Below are 23403 nucleotides of genomic sequence, written 5' to 3' on the forward strand. Positions count from 1 at the left end.
TATTATCCCGACAAGATGGTTATTTCCCGCTGTGCAGCCAGAACGGCGCCTGCGAGATGGCTTCATTACGGTAATGTTCGATTTCAATCTGCTGGCGCGTGGTGATGGCGTGGCGCAGCCCCTGCCAGTTATCCAGCCACGGCTGGGTTATCGCATCATCATAGACGCCGGCTAACAGGCGAATGGAGTCGGTTTCACGCGCCAGACGCGGCAGCTGATCGCCATAGCTGTCGCCGAGCGGGCGCTGGAAGGTGGCGCGAAGCTCCGCCGCGTGGCGGGAAAGATGGGTATCCGCAAAGCGTTTAAAGGAGCCGGCAAGCTTAGCGCCGCCTTTTTCATCGACAAACTTTTGCCACTCGCGATTCACCAGCCATTCGGTCAGCGCAAGCTTCGCCTGGCCGCTTTGCGGGCTGTAAACCAGCTCTTCCGCCTTCAGATTTTGAGCCAGCTGCGCTTCATAAGCCATCAGCAGCTCACGTAAGTGAGTGCTCGCTTTACGCGGTACAATGCCGCCGAACAGCGCCAGCGCATGGCGGACCAGGCCCACGCCGTTCAGCACCGCATTTTTCGCCGCTTTGCTGCCGCGTATCCACAGCTCTTCATGATATTGCCAGTGCTCAAGCGCCATCTCCAGAGCGCCTTCCAGCCCCTGCTCAACCGTGGCTTTTGGCGGCAGGTGCAGTACGCCCAGCGGTTTAATTTCGCGCGGCGCATTGCCGGACGCCAGGTGATAGCCGCGTGCGGCCTTGCTCAGGTTTCCCTGACGCAGACCCGGTCGGGCAACCAGCTGCTGCGCCAGCTCAAGCACCGCCGCCGTTTCGCCTGCAAGCAGTTCAAGCTCCAGCTCGCACAGCGGCTCGTTTAGCTCGCCGGCTTTCACTTCCCCCAGGTCCAGAGCCAGCTCAATCTTGCTGCCACGGTGAGTGACCACCCACTTTTCGCGAGCAAAATCAGTGGTGAACAGCGGCTTCAGCGCCTGCTGCAGGGCCGCGGGTATGACGCCTTGCGGCCAGACCTCGGCGGGAAACAGCGTCAGATCGAGCTCCGGCTTGCTGAGGTCGACATTGTATTCAGGGCGCTGATGCAGTCCGCCGGTTACGCGGCCGGCAATTTTCATCGTCATTTCATAGCGGCCGTCCACCCCGCGGATGCGCAGCCCCATATCGTGGCTACGCAGGGTGTTATCCGCTGTTTCATAATAAATATTAAGCAGCTGGCGAGGCTCAGCATGTTCGCTTTCAAGGGAGTTTAAGGTGCTGCGCAGATCGTCCAGCGCCGCTGGATTAACGATAAATTTGAGTTCGATTTCTTGAGGCATCGTCTTTTTACTTTTGGTTGCGGTCACACGGGATGACATCCCGGCGAACTAAATAGCGAGTTGCTGGTCAGTAGATAATATTTTGCCGTAAATTGCCACGCATGACGCGCAATTTGACGAGCGGATATTCATCTGAAAAAGGTTAACACCATGCACAAGTGGCGAAATTCACACCAGGATGATTCCCATTCAGGTTTACGGATTGCACCGTCAGACTGATGCCACTACTATCGTTCCACACTTTATGACAATAATGACGAACTAATGCAGAAATTACGCCTGATTTGCCTTACTTTGCTCTCTCTTAGCGTTACCGTTGTGGCTCATGCCGATGAAAAACGTTATGTCTCTGACGAATTAAACACCTGGGTTCGTAGCGGCCCGGGTGATAACTATCGCCTGCTGGGTACGGTAAACGCGGGCGAAGAAGTGACCCTTCTGCAAAGTAACGAAGAAACCAAATACGGCCAGGTGCGCGACAGCAACGGCCGCACCTCCTGGATCCCGCTGGCGCAGCTAAGCACCAATCCAAGCCTGCGCACCCGCGTGCCCGTTCTGGAACAGCAGGTTAAAGACCTGACCGACAAGCTCACCAATATCGACACCACCTGGAACCAGCGCACCGCGGAGATGCAGCAGAAAGTCGCGCAGAGCGACAGCGTTATCAACGGTCTGAAACAGGAAAATCAGCAGCTTAAAAACCAGCTGATCGTCGCGCAGAAAAAAGTGAACGCCGCGAACGTGCAGCTTGACGACAAGCAGCGCGCCATCATTATGCAGTGGTTTATGTACGGCGGCGGCGTATTAGGCGTAGGCCTGCTGTTTGGCCTGCTGCTGCCGCACATGATCCCAAGCCGTAAGAAGAAAGACCGCTGGATGAACTGATCCGCAACCCTGTATCCTACAATTACGTATTATTCGTAATTTTAAGCTGATGCAGGGGTGTAAAGAGTGAAGATTTATCTGGTCGGTGGCGCCGTTCGCGATGGGTTGTTAAAACTACCGGTCAAAGATAAAGATTGGGTGGTGGTCGGCGCTACCCCGCAGGAGATGCTGAACGCGGGTTTCCAGCAGGTTGGAAAAGATTTCCCCGTGTTCCTGCATCCGCAATCCCGCGAAGAGTACGCGCTGGCGCGCACCGAGCGTAAAGCCGGGCAGGGTTATACAGGATTCACCTGTTATGCCGCGCCGGACGTCACGCTTGAGCAGGATTTACTGCGCCGCGATCTGACGATCAACGCTATAGCCCAGGATGAACACGGCGAGCTTGTCGATCCCTGTAACGGCCTCGCCGACATAGAAAAGCGCCTGCTGCGTCACGTCTCCCCTGCTTTCAACGAAGATCCGCTGCGCGTTCTGCGCGTGGCGCGGTTCGCCGCACGCTACGCCCATCTTAATTTCCAAATCGCTCCGGAAACCATGACGCTGATGCAAAGCATGGCCGCAAGCGGCGAACTCGAACATCTGACGCCGGAGCGAGTCTGGAAAGAAACGGAAAATGCGCTGACCAGCCGAAATCCGCAGGTTTACTTTGACGTGCTGCGCAAATGCGGCGCGCTGGCCGTGCTGTTCCCTGAAATCGACGCGCTGTTTGGCGTACCTGCTCCGGCCAAATGGCACCCTGAAATCGACACCGGCATTCACGTATTGATGACGCTCGCTATCGCAGCCCAGCTCAGCCCGGAGGTCGACGTTCGCTTTGCCACGCTTTGCCACGATCTTGGCAAGGGGTTAACGCCCAAAGAGTTCTGGCCCCGTCATCACGGCCACGGCCCGGCCGGCGTAAAACTGGTGGAGAATATCTGTCAGAGAATGCGCGTGCCGAACGAGATCCGCGATCTGGCCAAACTGGTGGCGGAATATCACGATCTGATCCACACCTTCCCAATCCTGCAGCCGAAAACGGTCGTAAAGCTGTTCGATGCTATCGACGCCTGGCGCAAACCGCACCGCGTCGAGCAGATAGCCCTTACCAGCGAGGCTGACGCGCGTGGACGCACCGGTTTTGAAGGCAGCGACTATCCGCAGGGACGACAGCTGCGCGCGGCCTGGGAAGCGGCGCAGAAGGTGACAAATAAAGAAGTGATTGATGCCGGCTTTAGCGGCCCGGCGATTCGCGAGGAGCTGACCAGGCGCCGTATTGAAGCCGTTGCGAAGTGGAAAGCAGAAAACTACCCCCAGCCGCAGGACTGAGGGCGTCTGACCTATATGAAGACGAAATAAACCGCGGCGGCTACGAAGAAGCGATAGATAGCAAACGGAATAAACGACATGCGTTTGATTATCTGCAGGAAGGTTTTAATCGCAATCAGGGCCACCACAAACGCGGTGACGAAGCCCACGGCAAACATCGGCACATCCGCCATCGTCAGGAAGCCGATGCTCTTATAAACGTCCAGCGCCGTCGCGCCCAGCATCATCGGCACGGCCAGCAGGAAGGAAAACTCAGACGCGGCGTAGCGGCTTACGCCCATCAGCATGCCGCCGGAAATAGTGGCGCCGGAACGGGAGAAGCCGGGCCAGAGTGCCAGACACTGGAAGCAGCCGATGACAAACGCCTGACGATAGGTCATATCGTCCACGCCAACGGCGCGCGGCTCTTTTGGTTTTAACAGCTCGGCGGCAATCAGCAGCACGCCGCCGACAACCAGGGCGTACATAACGTTAACAGGATTAAACAGGGACTTGATGGTGTCGTGGAAGATAAGTCCCAGCACCACGGCAGGAACCATACCCAGCAGAATATGAATCAACGAAAGGCGGCCTTTACCCATGCCTTCATGCGGCGGGCGACCAAAATGGATACCGATCAGGCCAAACAGACGACGCCAGAACATCACTACCACAGCGAGGATTGAACCGAGCTGAATCACCACTTCAAATGTTTTGGCGGTGTCACCTTCAAATCCCAGCAGGTGTCCGACAATAATCATATGCCCGGTGGACGAGACAGGTAAAAATTCCGTTAACCCCTCAACCACACCGAGAATCGCGGCAATCGCCAGCGAGTGAAAATCGCTCATTTATAAATCCTCATACCCCTAAAAAAACACAAAAAAGCGGCGTGCGAGATGCGGCCGCCGCAAAAGGTTACTGGCTATGACCAGCTTAGATACGTTTGGTTTAAAAATTATGAACTTATTTGTTTGCTTTCGGATTACTGCCACGCTCGATGACGACGCCGACGTTGGCCGCCTGAGCGACCGCGCCAGGCTTGCTGACTTTCAGCCTTACCCAGGGTGAATTAAAGCGCGCCAGCAGCAGCTGGGCCACCTCTTCCGCCACGCGTTCAACCAGCGCGAAACGGCCGCCCGCAACGTGGCTGATAACCGCCTCGCTGACGTCCGCATAGCTCAGGCAGTCGTTCACGTCGTCGCTTGCCGCGGCCGCCCGGTTGTCCCATGCCATTTCGATATCGAATATCAGCTTCTGGCTGATGGTCTGTTCCCAGTCATACACCCCGATGGTGGTGATTACCGTTAGTTGCTCTATAAATACAATATCCATCACGCCCTGCCTGGTTTTTGGTTACGCCAGATACCACTTCCGACGAAATATGCGTATTATCCACAAATGCGAAGAATACAACGACACTTTCAAAATGGAACAGCGTTATGAGTGCAATCGCGCCTGGCATGATTCTCCTCGCGTATCTTTGCGGCTCAATTTCTAGCGCCATTCTGGTTTGCCGCCTCGCGGGCCTCCCGGACCCGAGAGAGAGCGGTTCAGGTAATCCAGGAGCGACAAACGTCTTACGTATTGGTGGCAAAGGCGCAGCCGTAGCGGTACTCATTTTTGATATTTTAAAAGGTATGCTGCCGGTCTGGGCGGCCTATGCGATGGGCGTTACCCCCTTCTGGCTCGGGCTGATCGCCATCGCCGCATGCCTTGGCCATATCTGGCCGGTATTCTTTAAATTCCGCGGTGGAAAAGGTGTGGCGACGGCTTTCGGCGCCATTGCGCCTATCGGCTTCGATTTAACCGGCGTGATGGCGGGAACCTGGCTTCTTAGCGTACTGCTTAGCGGCTACTCTTCCCTGGGCGCGATCATCAGCGCGCTTATCGCCCCGTTTTACGTCTGGTGGTTCAAACCGCAGTTCACTTTCCCGGTCGCCATGCTCTCCTGCCTGATTCTGATGCGCCATCACGATAATATTCAGCGCCTGTGGCGCGGCCAGGAAACCAAAATCTGGAAGAAGCTGCGCAAGAATAAAGACAAAAAAAAGGAGTGATTTCTCACTCCTTCCTGCGGATGCCGCAATCCTTTTACGCCGCGGGTAGCTCCGCCAGCGGCCAGCGCGGCCGCACCGTTACGCTCAGCTCCCCTGCCGTTCCCGCCTTCAGGCGAATCATCCCCGCATAGGCAATCATTGCGCCGTTGTCGGTGCAAAATTCCGGACGCGCGTAAAAGACTTCGCCGCGGCGTTTGGCCATCAGCTCTTCCATACGCGCTCGCAAAGTGCGGTTGGCGCTGACGCCGCCCGCCATCACCAGCCTTTTGAAACCGGTCTGCTCCAGGGCGCGTTTACATTTAATGGCCAGCGTATCAACAACCGCATCTTCAAAGGCGCGAGCGATATCGGCGCGGGTCTGGTCGTCTGCTTCGTTGCCGCGAATGGTGTTTGCGGCAAACGTTTTCAGGCCGGAGAAGCTGAAATCAAGCCCCGGACGGTCCGTCATAGGACGAGGGAAAACAAAGCGCCCTTCCGTGCCCTGCGACGCCATTTTTGACAGCATCGGGCCGCCCGGGTAGTCAAGCCCCAGCAGCTTAGCCGTTTTATCGAAAGCTTCGCCCGCGGCGTCGTCAATGGATTCGCCCAGCAGCTCATACTGGCCGATACCGGTTACGCTAATCAATTGCGTATGGCCGCCGGACACCAGCAGCGCGACGAACGGAAACGCCGGCGGGTTATCCTCAAGCATCGGCGCTAAAAGGTGGCCTTCCATATGGTGCACCGGCACGGCAGGCACATCCCAGGCAAACGCCAGCGAGCGGCCAACGGTTGCGCCCACTAAAAGGGCTCCGACCAGGCCGGGACCCGCGGTATAGGCCACGCCGTCGATATCCTGAGCGCTTAAACCCGCCTCTTTCAGCGCAGCCTGAATCAGGGGCACGGTTTTACGCACGTGGTCGCGGGAGGCCAGTTCCGGCACCACGCCGCCGTAGTCGGCGTGCAGTTTCACCTGACTATACAATTGGTTGGCTAACAGCCCCTTCTCATCGTCATAAATGGCGATGCCGGTTTCATCACAGGATGTCTCTATACCCAGTACACGCATGGCTTTCTCTACCTCAAAGTCTTGCGGCGAAGTTTATGCTTACGGACCGCCATTGTAAAACTTTGCTCACCTATTGTGCCGAGGTGGTGTATAATCCTCGCCCCTGGAAGATTCCGGCCTTAAAAGCCAGGTTTCTGGTTGTCCGGTGCTTTACAAAGCAGCAAGAGTTGCAGTAAAATTCCGCACCATTTTGAAATAGCTGGCGCATCAGTCAGCGGCAAACCGAATTTATCAAAGGTGAGAGTTAATGCCGGTAATTAAAGTACGTGAAAACGAGCCATTCGACGTAGCACTGCGTCGCTTCAAGCGTTCTTGTGAGAAAGCAGGTGTTCTGGCGGAAGTTCGTCGTCGTGAGTTCTATGAAAAACCGACTACCGAACGTAAACGCGCTAAAGCTTCCGCTGTGAAACGTCACGCGAAGAAACTGGCTCGCGAAAACGCACGCCGCACTCGTCTGTACTAATTGCCTGGGGGTTTACCCCTCCGGAACAGACAAGTAGTAGTTGTAAAGGCCGTGCTTCCGAAAGGAATGCGCGGCTTATTTTCGTTTATGAACTGACCTGCCCTACGGTGCCTGGCGCGCTTTTAAGCTCAACGGAATAACTTACGGGGTCAAACGGGGCCTATGGCTGGACGAATTCCACGTGTTTTCATCAATGACTTGCTGGCTCGCACCGACATCATCGATCTGATCGATGCGCGCGTGAAGCTTAAAAAGCAGGGCAAGAACTACCATGCGTGCTGTCCGTTCCATAACGAAAAAACCCCTTCTTTCACCGTAAACGGTGATAAACAGTTTTACCACTGCTTCGGCTGCGGAGCGCACGGCAACGCGCTGGATTTTTTAATGAACTACGACAAGCTTGAGTTTGTCGAAAGCGTTGAAGAATTAGCGGCCATGCACAACCTTGAAGTGCCGTACGAAGCGGGTAACGGGCCAAGCCAGATCGAGCGCCACCAGCGGCAGAATCTTTATCAGCTGATGGATGGCCTGAACGCCTTTTATCAGCAATCCCTGGCGCAGCACAACGCGGAACCTGCCCGACAGTATCTGGCAAGCCGCGGACTGAGCGCAGAAGTCATCAAGCATTTTGCTATAGGTTACGCGCCTCCCGGCTGGGATAACGCGTTAAAGCGTTTTGGCGGCAACGCCGATAATCGTCAGGCTCTGACGGACGCGGGCATGCTGGTGACCAACGATCAGGGACGCAGTTACGATCGCTTCCGTGAAAGGGTGATGTTCCCCATTCGCGATAAGCGAGGCCGGGTCATTGGTTTTGGCGGCCGCGTGCTGGGCGATGCCCTGCCGAAGTACCTGAACTCCCCGGAAACCGATATTTTCCATAAGGGCCGCCAGCTGTATGGCCTGTATGAAGCTCAGCAGAGCCAGCCTGAACCGGCGCGCCTGCTGGTGGTCGAAGGCTATATGGACGTGGTGGCGCTGGCGCAGTACGGCATTTCTTACGCCGTCGCTTCTCTTGGCACCTCAACCACCGCCGACCATATACAGCTGCTGTTCCGGGTAACCGATAACGTCGTCTGTTGTTATGACGGCGATCGCGCCGGACGTGACGCCGCATGGCGCGCGCTGGAAACTGCGCTACCTTATATGACGGATGGCCGCCAGCTGCGCTTTATGTTCCTGCCGGACGGCGAAGACCCGGACACGTTAGTACGTAAAGAAGGTAAGGAAGCATTTGAAGCGCGCATGGAGCACGCTCAGCCGCTTTCTACATTTCTTTTTAACAGCCTGATGCCGCAGGTCGACCTGAGTTCACCGGACGGCCGCGCGCGGTTGAGCACTTTGGCATTACCCCTGATTAGTCAGGTACCTGGTGAAACGTTACGCATCTATCTGCGTCAGGAGCTGGGCAACAAACTCGGCATTCTGGACGACAGCCAGCTTGAAAAGCTGATGCCGAAACTGGCGCAAAGCGATACGCCGCGCCCGGCGCCGCAGCTAAAACGCACAACCATGCGTATACTGATAGGACTGCTGGTACAAAACCCGGAGCTTGCGCCCTCCGTTCCGCCCTTAAGCGGTCTGGAAGAGGCTAAGCTGCCGGGACTGAAGTTATTTATCGATTTAGTCAATACCTGTCTTGCCCAACCCGGGCTTACCACGGGGCAGCTTTTAGAGCTATATCGCGGCACAAATGAGGCCGCTACCCTTGAAAAACTGTCGGCATGGGACGATATAGCAGATAAGGACATTGCAGAAAAAACGTTCAACGACGCGCTCGAACATATGTTTGATTCAGTGCTGGAGCTGAGGTTTGAAGAATTGATGGCACGCTCGCGAACCGAGGGGCTAACCCCGGCGGAGCGTGAGGAAGTTCGCGTGATAACGCAATCGCGCGTGAAAAAGTGAATACTCGCGGCTTAACTGCCGAACATTGATCGGGTTAAACCCGAACGCCGCACGGACGGGCAGCGGCATTAAAATAAATCAGCCCTCGTTACGTTATTGTTGGCGGTTTCGCCGACCGACACCAACCCTAATACTGAAGTGTGGATACCGTCTTATGGAGCAAAACCCGCAGTCACAGCTTAAACTTCTTGTCCAACGTGGTAAGGAGCAAGGCTATCTGACCTATGCTGAGGTCAATGACCATCTGCCGGAAGATATCGTCGACTCCGATCAGATCGAAGACATCATCCAAATGATCAATGACATGGGCATCCAGGTGATGGAAGAAGCGCCTGACGCCGATGACCTGTTGCTTGCTGAAAACTCAAACAACACGGACGAAGATGCGGAAGAAGCCGCCGCTCAGGTGCTGTCCAGCGTAGAATCTGAAATCGGGCGTACCACCGACCCGGTGCGCATGTACATGCGCGAAATGGGAACCGTTGAACTGTTAACCCGTGAGGGTGAAATCGATATCGCTAAGCGTATCGAAGACGGTATCAACCAGGTTCAGTGCTCCGTTGCCGAATACCCGGAAGCCATTACTTACCTGCTTGAGCAGTACGATCGCGTTGAAGCAGAAGAAGTGCGCCTGACGGATCTGATAACCGGTTTTGTCGATCCAAACGCAGAAGAAGAACTTGCCCCTACCGCCACCCACATCGGTTCTGAGCTTACCAGCGAAGAAAACAGCGATGATGACGATGAGGAAGATGAAGACGACGACGCGGACGATGACAACAGCATCGATCCGGAGCTGGCGCGCGAGAAGTTTGGTGAACTACGTACCCAATACGAAATCACCCGCGACACCATTAAAGCGAAAGGCCCGCGCTCACGCCGACTCCGCCGCTGAGATCCTGCAGCTCTCCGAGGTCTTCAAACAGTTCCGCCTGGTGCCGAAGCAGTTCGACTACCTGGTAAACAGCATGCGCGTCATGATGGACCGCGTTCGTACGCAGGAACGTATCATCATGAAACTGTGCGTCGAACAGTGCAAAATGCCGAAGAAAAACTTCATCACGCTGTTCACCGGCAACGAAACCAGCGAAACCTGGTTCAACGCGGCTATCGCCATGAACAAGCCATGGTCTGAAAAACTGCGCGATGTGTCTGAAGACGTGCACCGCAGCCTGCAAAAGCTGCAGCAGATCGAAGAAGAGACCGGCCTGACTATCGAGCAGGTTAAGGACATCAACCGCCGCATGTCTATCGGTGAAGCGAAAGCCCGCCGCGCGAAGAAAGAAATGGTTGAAGCAAACCTGCGTCTGGTTATTTCCATCGCCAAGAAATACACCAACCGCGGTCTGCAGTTCCTTGATTTGATTCAGGAAGGCAACATCGGCCTGATGAAAGCCGTAGATAAGTTTGAATATCGCCGCGGCTATAAGTTCTCTACTTATGCCACCTGGTGGATCCGTCAGGCTATCACCCGCTCCATCGCCGACCAGGCGCGTACCATCCGTATTCCGGTGCATATGATTGAGACTATCAACAAGCTCAACCGTATTTCGCGCCAGATGCTCCAGGAGATGGGCCGCGAGCCGACGCCGGAAGAGCTGGCTGAACGCATGCTGATGCCGGAAGACAAAATCCGTAAGGTGCTGAAAATCGCCAAAGAGCCTATCTCCATGGAAACGCCAATCGGCGACGATGAAGATTCGCATCTGGGCGATTTCATCGAGGATACCACCCTCGAGCTGCCGCTGGATTCCGCAACCTCAGAAAGCCTGCGTTCCGCAACGCACGACGTGCTGGCCGGCCTGACCGCGCGCGAAGCTAAAGTCCTGCGCATGCGTTTCGGTATCGATATGAATACCGACCATACGCTTGAAGAAGTGGGCAAACAGTTTGACGTTACCCGCGAACGTATCCGTCAGATCGAAGCTAAGGCCCTGCGCAAGCTGCGTCACCCAAGCCGTTCTGAAGTGCTGCGCAGCTTCCTCGACGATTAATTTTATCGCTCTTTTAAAGCCCTCCTCGCGAGGGCTTTTTATTGCCTGCCGTTTGCTCCGCTACCTTCCCCGCATGGTCAAAGACTCCTCAAGCTCGCGGTAAGACTCCACAAGCTTATCCAGGCCTGCGCGGTTAAGCCCGCTGGGATTTGGCAAAATCCACACTTCCGTATCACCGATAGTCATACTCTGCCGGCCCCATTTCGCTCCGCGCTGGCTGAACGCCTGTTCAAAAGCCTGCTTGCCCAGCACGGCCAGCGCCATCGGCTGATAGTCCTGCATCTTTGCGATAAGTTCCCGGCCGCCCGCACGCAGCTCGTGCAGCCCCACCTCGCTTGCCTGCACCGTGGGCCGCTCTACCAGCATGGTAATGCCGCAGCGCGTATCCAGCAGGTGCCGCTCCTCCTCGGGCTTCAGCTGCCGCTCGGTAAAGCCTGCAAGATGAATAACCTTCCAGAAACGATTTCCAGGATGGGCAAAATGAAAGCCGGTATGCGCCGAAGACTTACCGGGATTAATACCGCAGAACACCACCCGCAGCCCGGGCTGAAGAATATCGCCGATCATGACATTTCCCGTCGTTATAGAGGTAGGGATAAGTATAAGGGATTGATTAAGCATTGTTTATAAAACAAGCATATGTCACGCAACCACTGGATTGCCGCCCCGAGTTCCATTATAATCCAGCGCCACGGCCCCTTAGCTCAGTGGTTAGAGCAGGCGACTCATAATCGCTTGGTCGCTGGTTCAAGTCCAGCAGGGGCCACCAAATTTTAGCTTTAAAATCATATGATTAAGCCACCTCGCAAGGGTGGCTTTTTTGTTGGCTGATTTCCTGATGGCAGCAGGAAACAATAAAAAAATTTGCCGAAGAAAACGCGGTAGCCAATGGCGATACGGCACCTGTACGTCCCGCTGATATATCATATAAAACAAATGATTATAGCCAGTGACGCCGGAATCATTTTTGTTACGCTTCGCCTTTCATTATGTCCATTATCCACGTAATCAGATACGCAAGAACGAGAAAGCCCGCCAATCCGGCCAGCTTCAACATCCAGCCGTGCAAAAGGAATAAGCTCCCCAAAGCAGCAAAAGAGCAGATACCGGTAGAGGGGGCTTCAACCAGGTTTGCAGAGTGAAATCCGATGCATTTGCAAAAATTAGCGAGAGAGGATTTTACAGACTTCATTGGTAAATCCCGATCCTTTGGCTATCAGTTTTCCGTCCATAAATTCCATTTTATGTCATATGCGGTGATGAAAAGCTAAATTTCACTGCCGCCAGATACTTACCGTTCGGAAAGGCGATATTTGCTCCCGGATTATATGCTTGCCCACTCTCCGACTCACCATTAAGCGGCTTATCGGAAACCGCTTCAGCTTTGCGCCGATTGCATCCAGTAGCTGCACGAAAGTGTAAAAAGCAGCCTGTTTGCAACGAAGCCGCAAATCCACCTTTAAAATCATATGATTAAGATTTTTTACAAGAGCGGCTTTTTGCTCTTCAGGCTTAAATAGGCCGGTGGTCATTTTTTGAGGGCGTTTGTAAACAGGACCCACCAGCCCTTACATTATTGTTTATCTGATTTCCTGCGCTATAATAGTGCCTGAAATTTCGGCACTATCTTTAATGCTCAGCGGCAGGGAAACATTCATGGAATATCCGGTAAGCTTTAGATGGAAGAAAGCGCATGAAGAATATTTAAGAGACAATAAAATTTATCTGGAGCTTCCCGGCAGGAAAAAACCATTCTATAAAAAAAGGAATTTATTGCTGCTAAAAAAAGGGACTAAAATCACCTTCAGAAATGATATTTTTGCCGAGCAACACTCATGTATGCCGCACGCAAGTTTTTGTAGTTCAGGCGCCTTTTCTTATTCCTGTAGCAAATTAGAAAATAACGTAACGCTCGGCCGCTACTGTAGTATCGCTATTGGCGTAACTTTAATGGGCTCCCAGCACCCCGTAAACAGATTCACAACAAGTCCTATAACTTATAATAAAGTTTTCCAAGAAATAGCCACCTCTGGCTCTGATAAGCGGTTGTATCTTTTGGAATATGAGAATACCCTTCCTCCACCAGCAATTGGCAACGATGTCTGGATCGGCGGTAATGCGGTGATAAAAGGGGGTGTTGTGATTGGTGACGGAGCAATAATCGCCTCTAACTCGGTGGTAACTCATAACGTGCCGCCATATGCGATTGTCGGTGGCATACCGGCCAGAATAATAAAATATCGCTTTAGCAAAGAGCAAATTGATGAGCTATTGATGATAAAATGGTGGGATTATAACGCTGTCGATCTCCCCTCGTTTACAAGTGCTGACAATATAGATGAATTCATTTTGATGATGAAGAAGAAAATCAGTAACAAAGAAATTGAGAAATTCAACTTTAATAAAATAAACCTCTCCCTGGGGCTTTCCTCACTATAAAGCGGCAATGTGATAATGAGTCAATTCATATGAATTGGCTTATGTTATAGAACCTCAACCTGTCCTGTAACGGCTCCTCACAGGCTATCTCCTTCTTATAAAATCCAAAGAACTTCTGCGGCTACGCTTAAGGACGCCTTTTCCTTCTTTATCCTTAATATCTCATAAAAGCAATTATACGAATATCGCCGATAAACCCGGCCCTATACCTGCTAAAGCTATAGCTTCGTTTGGAAATATATCCCCCTATTCAGCCTGATGAAGCAGTTAACCAGCCGTGATAGTTTCCCGGCCCTGATGAATGAAAAGATTAAATGTTAACGCAGAGATAGCGAGCCGTTCTGTATAAGCCCACGCAGTTCTATCATCCGCAGAAAAACTTAACATCGGATAGTTAACTTGATTTCTTTCGATTACAACACCTCATAAAAGTCTCAATTAGCGAACTTTCGCAACAAAAATAAAATACCGCATATTTAAATAAATTATGGCTTTTATAAATTGCGCCAGATCAACAACAGGTACAGTTCGTTTCCTGAGCAGGTTTTACCGGTGAATTACCCCTCACTTTACTCGGCTGATTTTTAAAGTTTATTTTTTGAAAATGATTTTTCGTGCGTTTTTTCTTAGGATAATTATCAGCTAAACGCTTATATTCTTACTTGCATGAAATGGTGTTTGCCGCAAATAATGTTAATAAAGAAACCGCAGACGATATATGTGTTCACAGCTAAGCTTAACGAAGTGTTTATGCAAAACCGTATATAATCAGCCTGAATATTTTGCATAAACATTTTTAAATACAAACTTTTATGCTTGATTGAAAATTCCCTGCGTCTTCTGATGGAAAGGTCATGGGCAATATTAACCTGTCGCTGTTCCAGGTAGATGGCGTGGGCGGCCTGCGCGGGGGCAGCGGCGGCAATGACGGTAACTTCAACCTTTATATCACCGGCCTCGATAAAATCACTTTTCTTGGCTGCACGCCCCGCGTCACGCTGGTGCCGGATACCCTTGACTTCGGCATCAACAATATCGGCAGGGCCCTTCCCGGACGCGTAGAGCAGATTAAACCCTTTAGCGTGCTGGTTGATCTGACCCGGGAAGCCGGCGGCAAAAGCTGCGACGGCGAGACGCTGTTGTTGACCTTAAGCTCTAATAATCCGGTCAAGGATGGCAACATCATTATGCCCGCCGCCAACAGCGGATTTGGGTTTGTTATTTCTGAAAATAGCGCCTTGCAACCGCTTATCCCGCTGAATGCGCCACAGACGTTCGGCACTATCGGTAGCGGCGGCGAGCAGTTGACCCATAATTATTACGCCGGATTTATCTGGACGAGCGACTCGCCGCAGACAGGCGAATACAGCGCTACGGCAACGTTGACGGTGACATTTAAATAGGTTTAATTTAAAAATCATGAAAAAGCCGCTGCTTGCTTTAAAAAAACAATTAAAAACAATAAATAAGGAATTTCTGTGAACGCCCAAAGCGAAATTTTTAAAAGAGAAATCGCATGGTCCCGCCGCCATATGGTTCGTACCCTCAGGCAGGTGCAGGCGCTGCCGGACTTAGGCCACGTACGGCTGGCCTGCAACATGCATCTCGACCTGAAGATGATCCCTTTGGTAGAAGGCCTGCTGGAGAAGAAGGCCAAAGTCTTTCTGACCACCTGCAACCCGACGACCGTGCAGGATGAGGTCGTCGCTTACCTGGTCGCAGCGGGCGCCGAAGCCTGCGCATGGCGCAATATGAGCGATGCCGCCTGGCATGACTCATGGGAAAAAGCGATTGCCTGGCGCCCCACCCACCTGTGCGAAATGGGGGCGGATATCACCACCCTGCTGCATCAGCGCGGCGAGTTCGGCGACGTTGTCGCCTGTCTGGAAGCAACCGGTTCTGGCGTAAACCGGCTTGCGGACCTACAGCCCGGCTACCCTATTTTTAACTGGGACGATTTGCCGGTAAAAGAAGGGCTGCACAACCGCCATATGGTGGGGCTGACCGCCTGGCAAACCTTCTTCCAGACCACCCATCTGACGCTGCATGAAAAGAAAGTGCTGGTGATTGGCTACGGCCTAGTAGGCCAGGGCGTTGCCGCTGCGGCAAAAGCCTATGGCGGACAGGTGATGGTTGCCGAACTCGACCCCGCCCGTCGTTTACAGGCAGCCTACGACGGCTGGCACGTGGTGAATATCGACGACGTGATTGCCGCAACCGACGTGGTCGCCACCGCAACCGGCGCGAGAAAAGTCGTTAGCGCGGCCGTGCTGGATAAAGCGAAAGACGGCGTGTTCGTGCTCAACGTCGGCCACGTCGCCGAAGAGATCGACTGCGAATACTTAAAGCCGTTCCCGAATGAAGAAGTGATGCCGTTTATTAACGCCTACCGGCTGAACGGCAAAACGCTCTACCTGATGGCGAACGGCTCCATGCTGAACCTGACCGCCGGCTTTGGCGACAGCCTGAACGCCTTTGACGTCACCCTCGCCGTGATGGCAAGCGGCATCAACCATATTGTCACCGCAGGCCAGCAGGCAGAAAAGGCGGTCTATTTACTGCCGCAGGCCGTCTGGGAAAAAGCGTTGTAATCACATGGATTAACAACAGCATGGCGGGACGAAGATATAATTAAGCCGCTTCTCAGGAAGCGGCTTTTGCTATCGTCGGGTACCCTGTGCCAGAGTTGACTCACGCAGGCTCAGAGAACCGATGACGCCTGCAGATACCCCTGTAACAACAGCGTCAGCTGTTGCGCAAGGCAGGCTTCAAAACCGGGTTCAGCCAGCCCCTCCAGTAATGTCCTCACCGGCCCGACAAGCGCTCCCAGCGCAATAGTGGCGGTAACGCCAGGATCAGCAAAAGCGGCATCCGTGGCGGTTGACAACATCCCTGCCACCGCGGTAACCAGCCTGCCGTGCATCATGGCGACCAGCCTTGCGCCGTCCCTTTCCCCCGCTACCGCGTACAGCGCTTTTGACTCCTGCGGATCGCGCAGCTTAGCGGCCAGAAAGGCCGTTACCAGCAAGGAAGCCATATCCGTCACGGGTAGATTCCTGCCTTGCTGGCAGGCGGCCTCAACCGCAGAAACCACCTCGCCCAGGTGCTGCTCCAGCACCGCCGCCAGCAAAACGTCCCGGTTGGGATAATACTGGTACAGGCTGCCCACCGATATTCCGGCCCGGCCGGCAACTCGCGTAGTGGTGCAGCGGCTCAGCCCTTCCCGGGTCAAAACCTGAATGGTTGCGGTGTGTAAAGCCGCAACGGTCGCGGCAGATCGTGCCTGAACCGGCGTTTTTCGTGGCTTCAGTAAGTCTGTCATGGCGCGCCCGAATGCGAATTCTAAACCTGAAGGATGCTTCATATACTTGTACTTCTTAGCAATCGATTAATCAATAAGTGAGGCACGAATGGCAGCTATCGATCAAAGTGGCACCTTCACATTGGGTTCGCGTAGGGTAAAACGCCTGGGCTATGGCGCCATGCAGCTTGCAGGCCCTGGCGTATTTGGCCCTCCGCAAGACAGAAATGCCGCGCTGGCGGTGCTGCGCGAAGCGGTAGCCGCGGGCGTTAACCATATTGATACCAGCGATTTTTACGGCCCGCACGTTACCAACCAGCTTATTTGTGAAGCCCTGCATCCTTACCGGGACGATCTGACTATCGTCACCAAAGTCGGTGCGAAACGTGGTGATGACGGCTCCTGGCTGCCCGCCTTTTCCGCGCGGGAGCTGACGCAGGCGGTGCACGATAACCTGCGTAACCTGCGGCTGGAGGTGCTGGACGTCGTCAATTTACGCATTATGTTCGGCATGGGCGAGCCGGTGGAAGGGTCAATAGAAGAGCAGGTGGCAACGCTTGCAGAATTACAGCATCAGGGGCTGATACGGCATATCGGCCTGAGCAACGTCACGCCCGCCCAGCTTGCCGAAGCGCAAAAAACCGTCCGCGTGGTCTGCGTGCAGAATATGTACAATATCGTGCACCGCAAAGATGACGCGCTGATCGATGAGCTTGCCCGCCAGCAGATAGCATACGTGCCGTTTTTCCCGCTCGGCGGCTTTTCGCCGCTCCAGTCATCGGCGCTGCAGGCGGTAGCAGACCAGCTGGGAGCCACGTCTATGCAGGTGGCGCTGGCATGGCTGCTGCGCCGATCGCCGAATATTCTGCCGATCCCCGGCACCTCTTCGGTTACGCACCTGCGCCAGAACCTGGCGGCGGCCGAACTTATGCTGCCGCAGGAGGCACTGGAAGCGCTAAATAAGATCGTGGAATAACGTTTTTGCCTGCGCCCCATACGGCAGAAACATAGCTGCCGTATGCTATTTCTCGCCGGGCGCAGCCGGCCATCCTGCCAGAGCCTGTTCCACCACCGCCAGCAGCTGCGGTTGGCAAACGCCTGCTTTTGCCTGCACTGAAATCCCGTAGTTCACCGTAACCAGGTAAGCGGGCCAGCGCCGCACAGTCCGCGGACTCGGGCAAATCTCCGTCTTTTTGGTATTGCTCAAGCCTCTGACGCAGCCTCGCTTCTCCCTGCGCCCGGCAACGAATAAGCATCTCTCTTATCGGCTCGGCGTCCGTCGAACAGGCGAGCGCGCCGTTAATTCCCAGGCAGCCGCGATGCAAAGGGTCGCAGGTCACCATCCTCACCGTGCCGTAAAGTACATGCTCGGCCATTTTTCGGGAGGTGGGTTCAGAAAGCGCATCGGTCATATGGCGCAGATAGCGCTGGGTGTAACGCTCAATCACCTTTTGAAACAGCGCCTCTTTATTGCCAAAGGTCGCATACAGCCCCGGACGTTTCACGCCCGTAGCGCGGGTAAGATCGTCATAGGAGGTGCCTTCATAGCCCTTTTCCCAGAACACTTTCACCGCCGCATCCAGCGCGTCGTCGATATTAAATTCGCGATGGCGTCCCATCATTTCCCCCTTTCGATAACGTCCGTTATTAAATGGGGAAAAAAAGCGCTTGTCAATTTCAATAACGATCATTACTGTAATGATCGTTATCTTATGTCGCACCTTACGCAAATAACCAACTATTCCTCACGAGCAGGAGAAGGTTTTATGAACAAAACTCTGGCAGGTAAAGTCGCCCTGGTGACGGGCGGATCGCGCGGACTGGGCGCAGCCATCGCCGTCAGGCTGGCGGAGCTGGGCGCGGATGTGGCATTCAGCTATGTCGCATCAGGGGAAAAGGCCGCCGCGGTGGCGCAAACGCTGCAGCAAAAAGGCGTGCGGGCGCTGGCGATACAAAACGATCAGGGCGATCCCTTTGCCGCGCAATCTCTGGTCGATACCGTTATCAGCCATTTCGGCAAGCTGGATATCCTGGTCAACAACGCCGCCATTGCCGTGCAGGGCCATCGCATTGACGATCCCGAGGCGGATTTTGCCGAGCTTGACCGCCAGTGGCGGGTTAACGTGCTGGGCGTTGTGGCGCTGACGCGCGCCGCGGCGCAAAAAATTACCGACGGCGGGCGCATTGTGTTTGTCGGATCGGGCCTTGGCGGACGCGTGGCCTTTCCTACGGTCACGGAATACTCCGCCACCAAGGCTGCGCTGGTCGGCTATGCGAAAGGCGCTTCACGCGATCTGGGGCCGCGCAATATCACGGTTAACGTGGTGCAGCCCGGCATTATGCCTACCGATATGGCCGCCGCGGCCGGTGAAGTGCTCCCTCCAGGCCTGACAGACACCCTGTCCATCGCGCGTATCGCCACGCTGGAAGAAGTGGCCGCCTCCATCGCCTTCCTCGTCGGCCCGGAGGCCGGGTATATCACGGGCGCCGTTCTCGATATAAGCGGCGGCTATCAGGCCTGATTATTACGCGGCGTTTGTAGCACAAACGCCGCTTTTATTGCCGGCTATGCTCTGCGGCCTATTCCAGATCCGCCCCGTTGCTGGCAATAACCTTCTTATACCACCAGAACGATTTCTTGCGGGTGCGCGCCAGCGTGCCGTTGCCGCGATCGTCACGATCGACATACACAAAGCCGTAGCGTTTGCTCATCTCCCCCGTCGAAGCGGAAACCAGATCGATGCAGCCCCAGGAGGTGTAGCCCATCACCGGAATGCCGTCTTCAATCGCCTCGGCCATCGCCGAAATGTGCTCGCGCAGATAGCTGATGCGGTAGTCGTCGTTAATTTCGCCCTGCGCGTTGATTTCGTCCTTCGCGCCAAGGCCGTTTTCCACGAGGAACAGCGGCTTCTGATAGCGGTCGTACATCATGTTCATGGTAATACGCAGGCCCAGCGGATCGATGCCCCAGCCCCATTCGCTGGCCTGAATATGCGGGTTCTTCAATGATTTGACGATGTTCGCCGCGTTGGTGTTCTGCTCGTTCATTTCGGCCGACGCGCAGCGGGAGGCGTAATAGCTAAAGGAGACAAAATCGACGGTGTTTTTCAGGATCTCCGCGTCGCCCGGCTCCATCGCAATAGCTATGCCTTTTTCTTTAAATAAGCGCCTGGTGTAGGACGGATAGGCGCCGCGCGCCTGCACGTCGATAAAGAACAGGTTCTCGCGATCTTTTTCCAGCGCGGCCCACACGTCCTGTGGCTTGCACGACCATGGATAGAAGTTTCCGCCCGCCAGCATGCAGCCGACCTGGTTTGCAGGATTCACCTCGTGGGCGATTTTCGTCGCCCACGCGCTGGCGATCAGCTCGTGGTGCGCGGCCTGGTATTTCACCTGCTCCTGGTTGTCGTCCTTCTCAAAGACCAGCCCGGCGCCGGAGAACGGGCTGTGCAGCAGGATATTGATTTCATTAAACGTCAGCCAGTATTTCACCAGCCCGTCAAAGGCTTCAAAGCAGGTGCGGGCGTAATGAGCGAAGAACTCAACCATTTTGCGGTTGCGCCAGGAACCGTATTCACGAACCAGATGCATCGGCACGTCGAAGTGGCAAAGCGTGACCAGCGGCTCAATGCCGTGCTTTTTGCACTCGTTGAACACGTCGCGGTAGAAAGCGATACCTTGCGCGTTTGGCTGCTGCTCATCGCCGTTCGGGAAGATGCGGCTCCAGGCAATAGATGTGCGCAGGACGGTAAAGCCCATTTCCGCCATCAGGGCGATATCCTCCTTATAGCGGTGGTAAAAATCGATAGCCTGATGGCTTGGATAAAACTCATCGTCGCGCAGGGCAAAACGTTTTTCCTGACCCAGCTTTACCGCCAGGCGATCTTTGCCGTGCGGGATCATATCTACGGTCGTGAGGCCCTTACCGCCTTCAAGATATGCTCCCTCGGCCTGGTTTGCCGCAAGCGCCCCGCCCCATAAAAAATCCGCCGGGAAAATTGACTCAGCCATGAAATACCTCTTGTTCTTCATTAGTTAACTTTTACAGCTTGCTGCGCGGCAGCAACAGGCGTCTCTTCGTTTTCGGCTTGCTCGACCGGAATGTCTTCAAATCCCAGCGCCAGGGTGAGGATGAAGGAGAGCACGACGGCGAGCACCATCACGCCAAACACCCAGGCGATGGTCATCGGGTTTGAGGGATCGAAGAACTGCACGCTGGTGAACAGCCCCGGCGAGGCCATGGAATGGCTTGCCAGCCCCGCCACGCCCGCGACGCCGCCGCAGACAAAGCCGCTGATCAGCGCCGCGATAAGCGGGCGCTTCAGACGCACGGCGACGCCGTAAAGCGCGGGCTCTGAAATTCCGGCCACGATGGCCGAGGCCGCTGCGGCAAGGGCCGTCTGGCGCAGCTCCGGGTTTTTAGTTTTCCAGGCCACCGCAAGCGATGAACCGCCGAGGGAGAGGTTAGCGCCAATTTCTGACGGCATAACCATGCCCTCTTTGCCGGTTTCGGCGATGGTCTGAATGATGGTTGGGGTGAAGACGCGGTGCATGCCGGTCATGACCAGCAGCGGCCACAGTCCGCCCATGATCGCCACGGACAGCCAGCCCAGATAGCTGTGCACGGTATAAACCAGCGCGGAGATGCCGCTGCCGATCCAGATCCCCAGCGGGCCGATGAGCATGATGGCGATGGGGGCGGAAATCAGCACGATCAGCATCGGCTTCAGGAAGTTTTTCGTCACCGCAGGCGTGATTTTATCGACCCAGCGCTCAATGTACGAAAGCAGCCAGGTCATCACCAGCGCCGGGATAACCGTATAGGTGTATTTCACCGCCGTGACGGAAAGCCCCATAAATTCAACGGGCTGACCCTGCGCCGCTTTAGCCATCAGGTCAATAAAGTTCGGGTGCACCAGCACGCCGGCGATGGCGATAGCCAGCGACATATTGGTTTTAAATTTGACCGCAGCGGACGCCGCGACCATCACCGGCAGGAAGAAGAAGGCGCCGTCGCCAATCACGTTAAGGATAATCAGCGTGGATGATTCTTTTCCAAATACGCCGGTCATATCGAGGATCATGGCGAGCAGTTTCACCATCGACCCGCCGATGATCGCCGGGATCAGCGGCGACATGGTGCCGATCAGCGCGTCAAGAATGCCCGCCCCGATTCGTTTTAAGGTGATCCTGCCTTTCTCAGGCGCGGTTTTTTCGGCAATCGCACCTGCGGGCAGCAGCTTGAGCACTTCAGCGTAAGCCTGTGAAACCGTGTTGCCGATAATCACCTGGCACTGGTTTTCGTTTCTGACCACGCCAAGCACGCCGCTAATGGCTTTCAGTTTTCCGGCGTCGACGACGGAATCATCGTTAAGCACAAAGCGTAAGCGGGTCATGCAGTGGGTGACGGCCGCGATGTTGCTGGCTCCGCCGAGGGCGTCGACTATCGATCTTGCTACTGCCGCATAATTTTTAGACATGGGTAACAGTTCTCAGAGGTAGGTAACCGGTTCCACATAAGAGTGTTAACACTGGATATTCAGATCAACTAAAATTTTTTTCTTGTTCTTTTTTTGTGATAACGATCGGCATAAAAGGCGGAATGACGCTGATTTTGCCGGCTTAAACCCTGCGTGTAGAATGAAGCCCATCTCAGGAAGTCAGGAACCTCTTATGTCGACAATGCTGGAAGTGGCAAAAAAAGCGGGCGTCTCAAAAGCCACCGTTTCCCGGGTGCTGTCCGGTAAAGGATACGTGAGCGAGGAGACAAAAAAGCAGGTTTATCAGGCTATTGCAGAAACCGGCTATCGCCCTAACCTGCTGGCAAGAAACCTGGCGAGCAATACTTCCCAGTGCATTGGCCTGGTGGTGACCAATACGCTGTATAACGGCAGCTACTTCAGTGAAATTCTCACCCAGGCGGCGAAAAAATTAGAAGACAACGGCCGCCAGCTTATTCTTATGGACGGCAAACACAGCGCCCGGGAAGAACGGGAGGCGATACAGTTTCTGCTGGATCTGCAGTGCGATGCGATAATTATCTATCCGCGTTTTTTAACCATCGATGAAATGGACGACATTATTGAGCAGCACCGGCAGCCTATTATGGTGGTAAACCGAAAGCTGAGAAAACACCACAGCCACTGTATCTGTTGCGATCATAAAGGCGCCAGCTTCAGGGCCACGAAATATCTTATTGAAAACGGCCACCGGGAAATAGCTTTTATCACGGGATCGTTGGACTCGCCCACGGCAATCGAGCGGCTTTCGGGCTACAAAGAAGCGCTGAAAACCTCTGGCATAGCCGTGCGGGACGGCCTTATCGTACCGGGAAAATGGACGCCGGCCTGCGGTTTTAAGGCGCTGGAATCCCTGTTAAAAAATGAAGCAGCGTTCAGCGCCGTGCTGGCAAGCAACGACGATATGGCCGTAGGAGCGATAAAAAAATTAAATGAAGCCGGTATTAAGGTGCCGGAACAAGTATCCGTTATTGGTTTTGACAATATTCCTACCGCGCCTTATTTAACGCCTTCCCTTTCGAGCGTAAAAGATCCGGTCAGCGAAATGATGGGCGAAGTCATTAACCGTTTAATTTTCATGCTCGATGGCGGCTATCTGCCGCGAGATAATATTTTCACATCAGATCTGCTGGTGCGGGATTCCGTAGGCAACGGGCCTTTTAAATAAAAGGCCCGGCGCT

Annotated in this window: 20 protein-coding genes, 1 tRNA gene and 1 pseudogene; 13 read left to right on the forward strand and 9 right to left on the reverse strand. The window is 54.3% G+C overall.

The window, feature by feature from the left end:
- Positions 1 to 19 precede the first annotated feature (19 nt).
- Positions 20 to 1318, reverse strand: a complete 1299-nt coding sequence (locus WLO32_RS17415; protein ID WP_435946268.1) for an inorganic triphosphatase — start codon at positions 1316 to 1318, stop codon at positions 20 to 22.
- A 264-nt stretch (positions 1319 to 1582) separates the two neighbouring features.
- On the opposite strand from WLO32_RS17415, the gene WLO32_RS17420 reads away from it, so the two are divergent.
- Together WLO32_RS17420 and WLO32_RS17425 are read left to right on the forward strand one after the other, a co-directional pair.
- Positions 1583 to 2203 carry a TIGR04211 family SH3 domain-containing protein gene (locus WLO32_RS17420; protein ID WP_121267642.1) on the forward strand — a complete coding sequence of 207 codons (621 nt, stop codon included), beginning with the start codon at positions 1583 to 1585 and terminating at the stop codon, positions 2201 to 2203.
- 66 nt (positions 2204 to 2269) lie between these two features.
- A complete protein-coding gene (locus WLO32_RS17425; RefSeq protein ID WP_435946269.1) occupies positions 2270 to 3511 on the forward strand; it encodes a multifunctional CCA addition/repair protein in 1242 nt (413 codons plus the stop codon).
- A gap of 11 nt (positions 3512 to 3522) precedes the next feature.
- Here the strand turns inward: WLO32_RS17425 and bacA are convergent, their stop codons facing one another.
- Positions 3523 to 4341, reverse strand: a complete 819-nt coding sequence (bacA, locus tag WLO32_RS17430; RefSeq protein WP_435946270.1) for an undecaprenyl-diphosphate phosphatase — start codon at positions 4339 to 4341, stop codon at positions 3523 to 3525.
- Positions 4342 to 4456: 115 nt separating this feature from the next.
- On the reverse strand, positions 4457 to 4825 hold the full coding sequence (gene folB, locus WLO32_RS17435) for a bifunctional dihydroneopterin aldolase/7,8-dihydroneopterin epimerase (RefSeq protein ID WP_435946272.1): 369 nt from the start codon (positions 4823 to 4825) through the stop codon (positions 4457 to 4459).
- Positions 4826 to 4932: 107 nt separating this feature from the next.
- Here folB and plsY point away from each other — a divergent pair, with 107 nt between their 5' ends.
- Complete coding sequence (plsY, locus tag WLO32_RS17440) at positions 4933 to 5550, forward strand: glycerol-3-phosphate 1-O-acyltransferase PlsY (RefSeq protein WP_435946273.1); 618 nt, start codon at positions 4933 to 4935, stop codon at positions 5548 to 5550.
- A 34-nt stretch (positions 5551 to 5584) separates the two neighbouring features.
- Here the strand turns inward: plsY and tsaD are convergent, their stop codons facing one another.
- On the reverse strand, positions 5585 to 6598 hold the full coding sequence (gene tsaD / locus WLO32_RS17445; RefSeq protein WP_435946274.1) for a tRNA (adenosine(37)-N6)-threonylcarbamoyltransferase complex transferase subunit TsaD: 1014 nt from the start codon (positions 6596 to 6598) through the stop codon (positions 5585 to 5587).
- 247 nt (positions 6599 to 6845) lie between these two features.
- Here tsaD and rpsU point away from each other — a divergent pair, with 247 nt between their 5' ends.
- The 3 genes and pseudogenes from rpsU (at position 6846) to rpoD (ending at position 10963) form a co-directional block, all read left to right on the forward strand.
- The gene (gene rpsU / locus WLO32_RS17450) at positions 6846 to 7061 is read left to right on the forward strand and encodes a 30S ribosomal protein S21 (RefSeq protein WP_001144069.1); all 216 of its coding nucleotides are present in this window, start codon (positions 6846 to 6848) and stop codon (positions 7059 to 7061) included.
- Positions 7062 to 7223: 162 nt separating this feature from the next.
- Positions 7224 to 8969, forward strand: coding sequence for a DNA primase (dnaG, locus tag WLO32_RS17455; RefSeq protein WP_435946275.1), 1746 nt, complete (start codon positions 7224 to 7226; stop codon positions 8967 to 8969).
- 154 nt (positions 8970 to 9123) lie between these two features.
- Positions 9124 to 10963 (forward strand): annotated as a pseudogene (gene rpoD / locus WLO32_RS17460) (RNA polymerase sigma factor RpoD).
- Between the two features lie 60 nt (positions 10964 to 11023).
- Here rpoD and mug read toward each other — a convergent pair.
- Positions 11024 to 11530, reverse strand: coding sequence for a G/U mismatch-specific DNA glycosylase (gene mug, locus WLO32_RS17465; RefSeq protein WP_435946276.1), 507 nt, complete (start codon positions 11528 to 11530; stop codon positions 11024 to 11026).
- Positions 11531 to 11656: 126 nt separating this feature from the next.
- On the opposite strand from mug, the gene WLO32_RS17470 reads away from it, so the two are divergent.
- The 4 genes from WLO32_RS17470 to WLO32_RS17485 all read left to right on the forward strand — a co-directional run bounded on the left by WLO32_RS17470 (position 11657) and on the right by WLO32_RS17485 (position 15993).
- Positions 11657 to 11732: transfer RNA gene (locus WLO32_RS17470), tRNA-Ile, on the forward strand.
- An 887-nt stretch (positions 11733 to 12619) separates the two neighbouring features.
- On the forward strand, positions 12620 to 13402 hold the full coding sequence (locus tag WLO32_RS17475) for a CatB-related O-acetyltransferase (RefSeq protein ID WP_435946278.1): 783 nt from the start codon (positions 12620 to 12622) through the stop codon (positions 13400 to 13402).
- Positions 13403 to 14256: 854 nt separating this feature from the next.
- Positions 14257 to 14805 (forward strand): fimbrial protein, encoded by a 549-nt coding sequence (locus WLO32_RS17480; protein WP_435946279.1) that lies wholly within the window; start codon positions 14257 to 14259, stop codon positions 14803 to 14805.
- A 129-nt stretch (positions 14806 to 14934) separates the two neighbouring features.
- Positions 14935 to 15993: an adenosylhomocysteinase gene (locus WLO32_RS17485; RefSeq protein ID WP_435948331.1), complete on the forward strand. Its 1059-nt coding sequence runs from the start codon at positions 14935 to 14937 to the stop codon at positions 15991 to 15993.
- Positions 15994 to 16103: 110 nt separating this feature from the next.
- Here the strand turns inward: WLO32_RS17485 and WLO32_RS17490 are convergent, their stop codons facing one another.
- Positions 16104 to 16724, reverse strand: a complete 621-nt coding sequence (locus tag WLO32_RS17490) for a TetR/AcrR family transcriptional regulator (RefSeq protein WP_435946280.1) — start codon at positions 16722 to 16724, stop codon at positions 16104 to 16106.
- Positions 16725 to 16812: 88 nt separating this feature from the next.
- On the opposite strand from WLO32_RS17490, the gene WLO32_RS17495 reads away from it, so the two are divergent.
- A complete protein-coding gene (locus WLO32_RS17495; protein ID WP_435946281.1) occupies positions 16813 to 17679 on the forward strand; it encodes an aldo/keto reductase family oxidoreductase in 867 nt (288 codons plus the stop codon).
- Here WLO32_RS17495 and WLO32_RS17500 read toward each other — a convergent pair.
- Positions 17630 to 18325: a TetR/AcrR family transcriptional regulator gene (locus tag WLO32_RS17500; RefSeq protein ID WP_435946282.1), complete on the reverse strand. Its 696-nt coding sequence runs from the start codon at positions 18323 to 18325 to the stop codon at positions 17630 to 17632. The two genes, WLO32_RS17495 and WLO32_RS17500, sit on opposite strands and share 50 nt — an antisense overlap.
- A gap of 144 nt (positions 18326 to 18469) precedes the next feature.
- Here WLO32_RS17500 and WLO32_RS17505 point away from each other — a divergent pair, with 144 nt between their 5' ends.
- Positions 18470 to 19225 carry an SDR family NAD(P)-dependent oxidoreductase gene (locus WLO32_RS17505; protein ID WP_435946283.1) on the forward strand — a complete coding sequence of 252 codons (756 nt, stop codon included), beginning with the start codon at positions 18470 to 18472 and terminating at the stop codon, positions 19223 to 19225.
- Positions 19226 to 19283: 58 nt separating this feature from the next.
- Here the strand turns inward: WLO32_RS17505 and WLO32_RS17510 are convergent, their stop codons facing one another.
- Both WLO32_RS17510 and ascF read right to left on the reverse strand, forming a co-directional pair.
- The gene (locus WLO32_RS17510; RefSeq protein WP_435946284.1) at positions 19284 to 20714 is read right to left on the reverse strand and encodes a 6-phospho-beta-glucosidase; all 1431 of its coding nucleotides are present in this window, start codon (positions 20712 to 20714) and stop codon (positions 19284 to 19286) included.
- Between the two features lie 20 nt (positions 20715 to 20734).
- Positions 20735 to 22183, reverse strand: a complete 1449-nt coding sequence (gene ascF, locus WLO32_RS17515; RefSeq protein WP_435946285.1) for a PTS cellobiose/arbutin/salicin transporter subunit IIBC — start codon at positions 22181 to 22183, stop codon at positions 20735 to 20737.
- A gap of 193 nt (positions 22184 to 22376) precedes the next feature.
- On the opposite strand from ascF, the gene WLO32_RS17520 reads away from it, so the two are divergent.
- Positions 22377 to 23390, forward strand: coding sequence for a LacI family DNA-binding transcriptional regulator (locus WLO32_RS17520; protein WP_435946287.1), 1014 nt, complete (start codon positions 22377 to 22379; stop codon positions 23388 to 23390).
- The last annotated feature ends 13 nt before the right edge of the window (positions 23391 to 23403 follow it).

Origin of the sequence: Dryocola mayonis, assembly GCF_051307045.1 — a bacterium.
In the GTDB taxonomy this organism is placed as follows: domain Bacteria; phylum Pseudomonadota; class Gammaproteobacteria; order Enterobacterales; family Enterobacteriaceae; genus Dryocola.

Excerpts from the sequence above, each read along its gene's own strand:
- WLO32_RS17415 (WP_435946268.1), bottom strand. The coding sequence starts at position 1,318 with ATGCCTCAAGAAATCGAACTCAAATTTATCGTTAATCCAGCGGCGCTG.
- WLO32_RS17420 (WP_121267642.1), top strand. The coding sequence starts at position 1,583 with ATGCAGAAATTACGCCTGATTTGCCTTACTTTGCTCTCTCTTAGCGTT.
- bacA (WP_435946270.1), bottom strand. The coding sequence starts at position 4,341 with ATGAGCGATTTTCACTCGCTGGCGATTGCCGCGATTCTCGGTGTGGTT.
- folB (WP_435946272.1), bottom strand. The coding sequence starts at position 4,825 with ATGGATATTGTATTTATAGAGCAACTAACGGTAATCACCACCATCGGG.
- plsY (WP_435946273.1), top strand. The coding sequence starts at position 4,933 with ATGAGTGCAATCGCGCCTGGCATGATTCTCCTCGCGTATCTTTGCGGC.
- tsaD (WP_435946274.1), bottom strand. The coding sequence starts at position 6,598 with ATGCGTGTACTGGGTATAGAGACATCCTGTGATGAAACCGGCATCGCC.
- rpsU (WP_001144069.1), top strand. The coding sequence starts at position 6,846 with ATGCCGGTAATTAAAGTACGTGAAAACGAGCCATTCGACGTAGCACTG.
- dnaG (WP_435946275.1), top strand. The coding sequence starts at position 7,224 with ATGGCTGGACGAATTCCACGTGTTTTCATCAATGACTTGCTGGCTCGC.
- mug (WP_435946276.1), bottom strand. The coding sequence starts at position 11,530 with ATGATCGGCGATATTCTTCAGCCCGGGCTGCGGGTGGTGTTCTGCGGT.
- WLO32_RS17475 (WP_435946278.1), top strand. The coding sequence starts at position 12,620 with ATGGAATATCCGGTAAGCTTTAGATGGAAGAAAGCGCATGAAGAATAT.
- WLO32_RS17480 (WP_435946279.1), top strand. The coding sequence starts at position 14,257 with ATGGGCAATATTAACCTGTCGCTGTTCCAGGTAGATGGCGTGGGCGGC.
- WLO32_RS17485 (WP_435948331.1), top strand. The coding sequence starts at position 14,935 with ATGGTTCGTACCCTCAGGCAGGTGCAGGCGCTGCCGGACTTAGGCCAC.
- WLO32_RS17490 (WP_435946280.1), bottom strand. The coding sequence starts at position 16,724 with ATGACAGACTTACTGAAGCCACGAAAAACGCCGGTTCAGGCACGATCT.
- WLO32_RS17495 (WP_435946281.1), top strand. The coding sequence starts at position 16,813 with ATGGCAGCTATCGATCAAAGTGGCACCTTCACATTGGGTTCGCGTAGG.
- WLO32_RS17500 (WP_435946282.1), bottom strand. The coding sequence starts at position 18,325 with ATGATGGGACGCCATCGCGAATTTAATATCGACGACGCGCTGGATGCG.
- WLO32_RS17505 (WP_435946283.1), top strand. The coding sequence starts at position 18,470 with ATGAACAAAACTCTGGCAGGTAAAGTCGCCCTGGTGACGGGCGGATCG.
- WLO32_RS17510 (WP_435946284.1), bottom strand. The coding sequence starts at position 20,714 with ATGGCTGAGTCAATTTTCCCGGCGGATTTTTTATGGGGCGGGGCGCTT.
- ascF (WP_435946285.1), bottom strand. The coding sequence starts at position 22,183 with ATGTCTAAAAATTATGCGGCAGTAGCAAGATCGATAGTCGACGCCCTC.
- WLO32_RS17520 (WP_435946287.1), top strand. The coding sequence starts at position 22,377 with ATGTCGACAATGCTGGAAGTGGCAAAAAAAGCGGGCGTCTCAAAAGCC.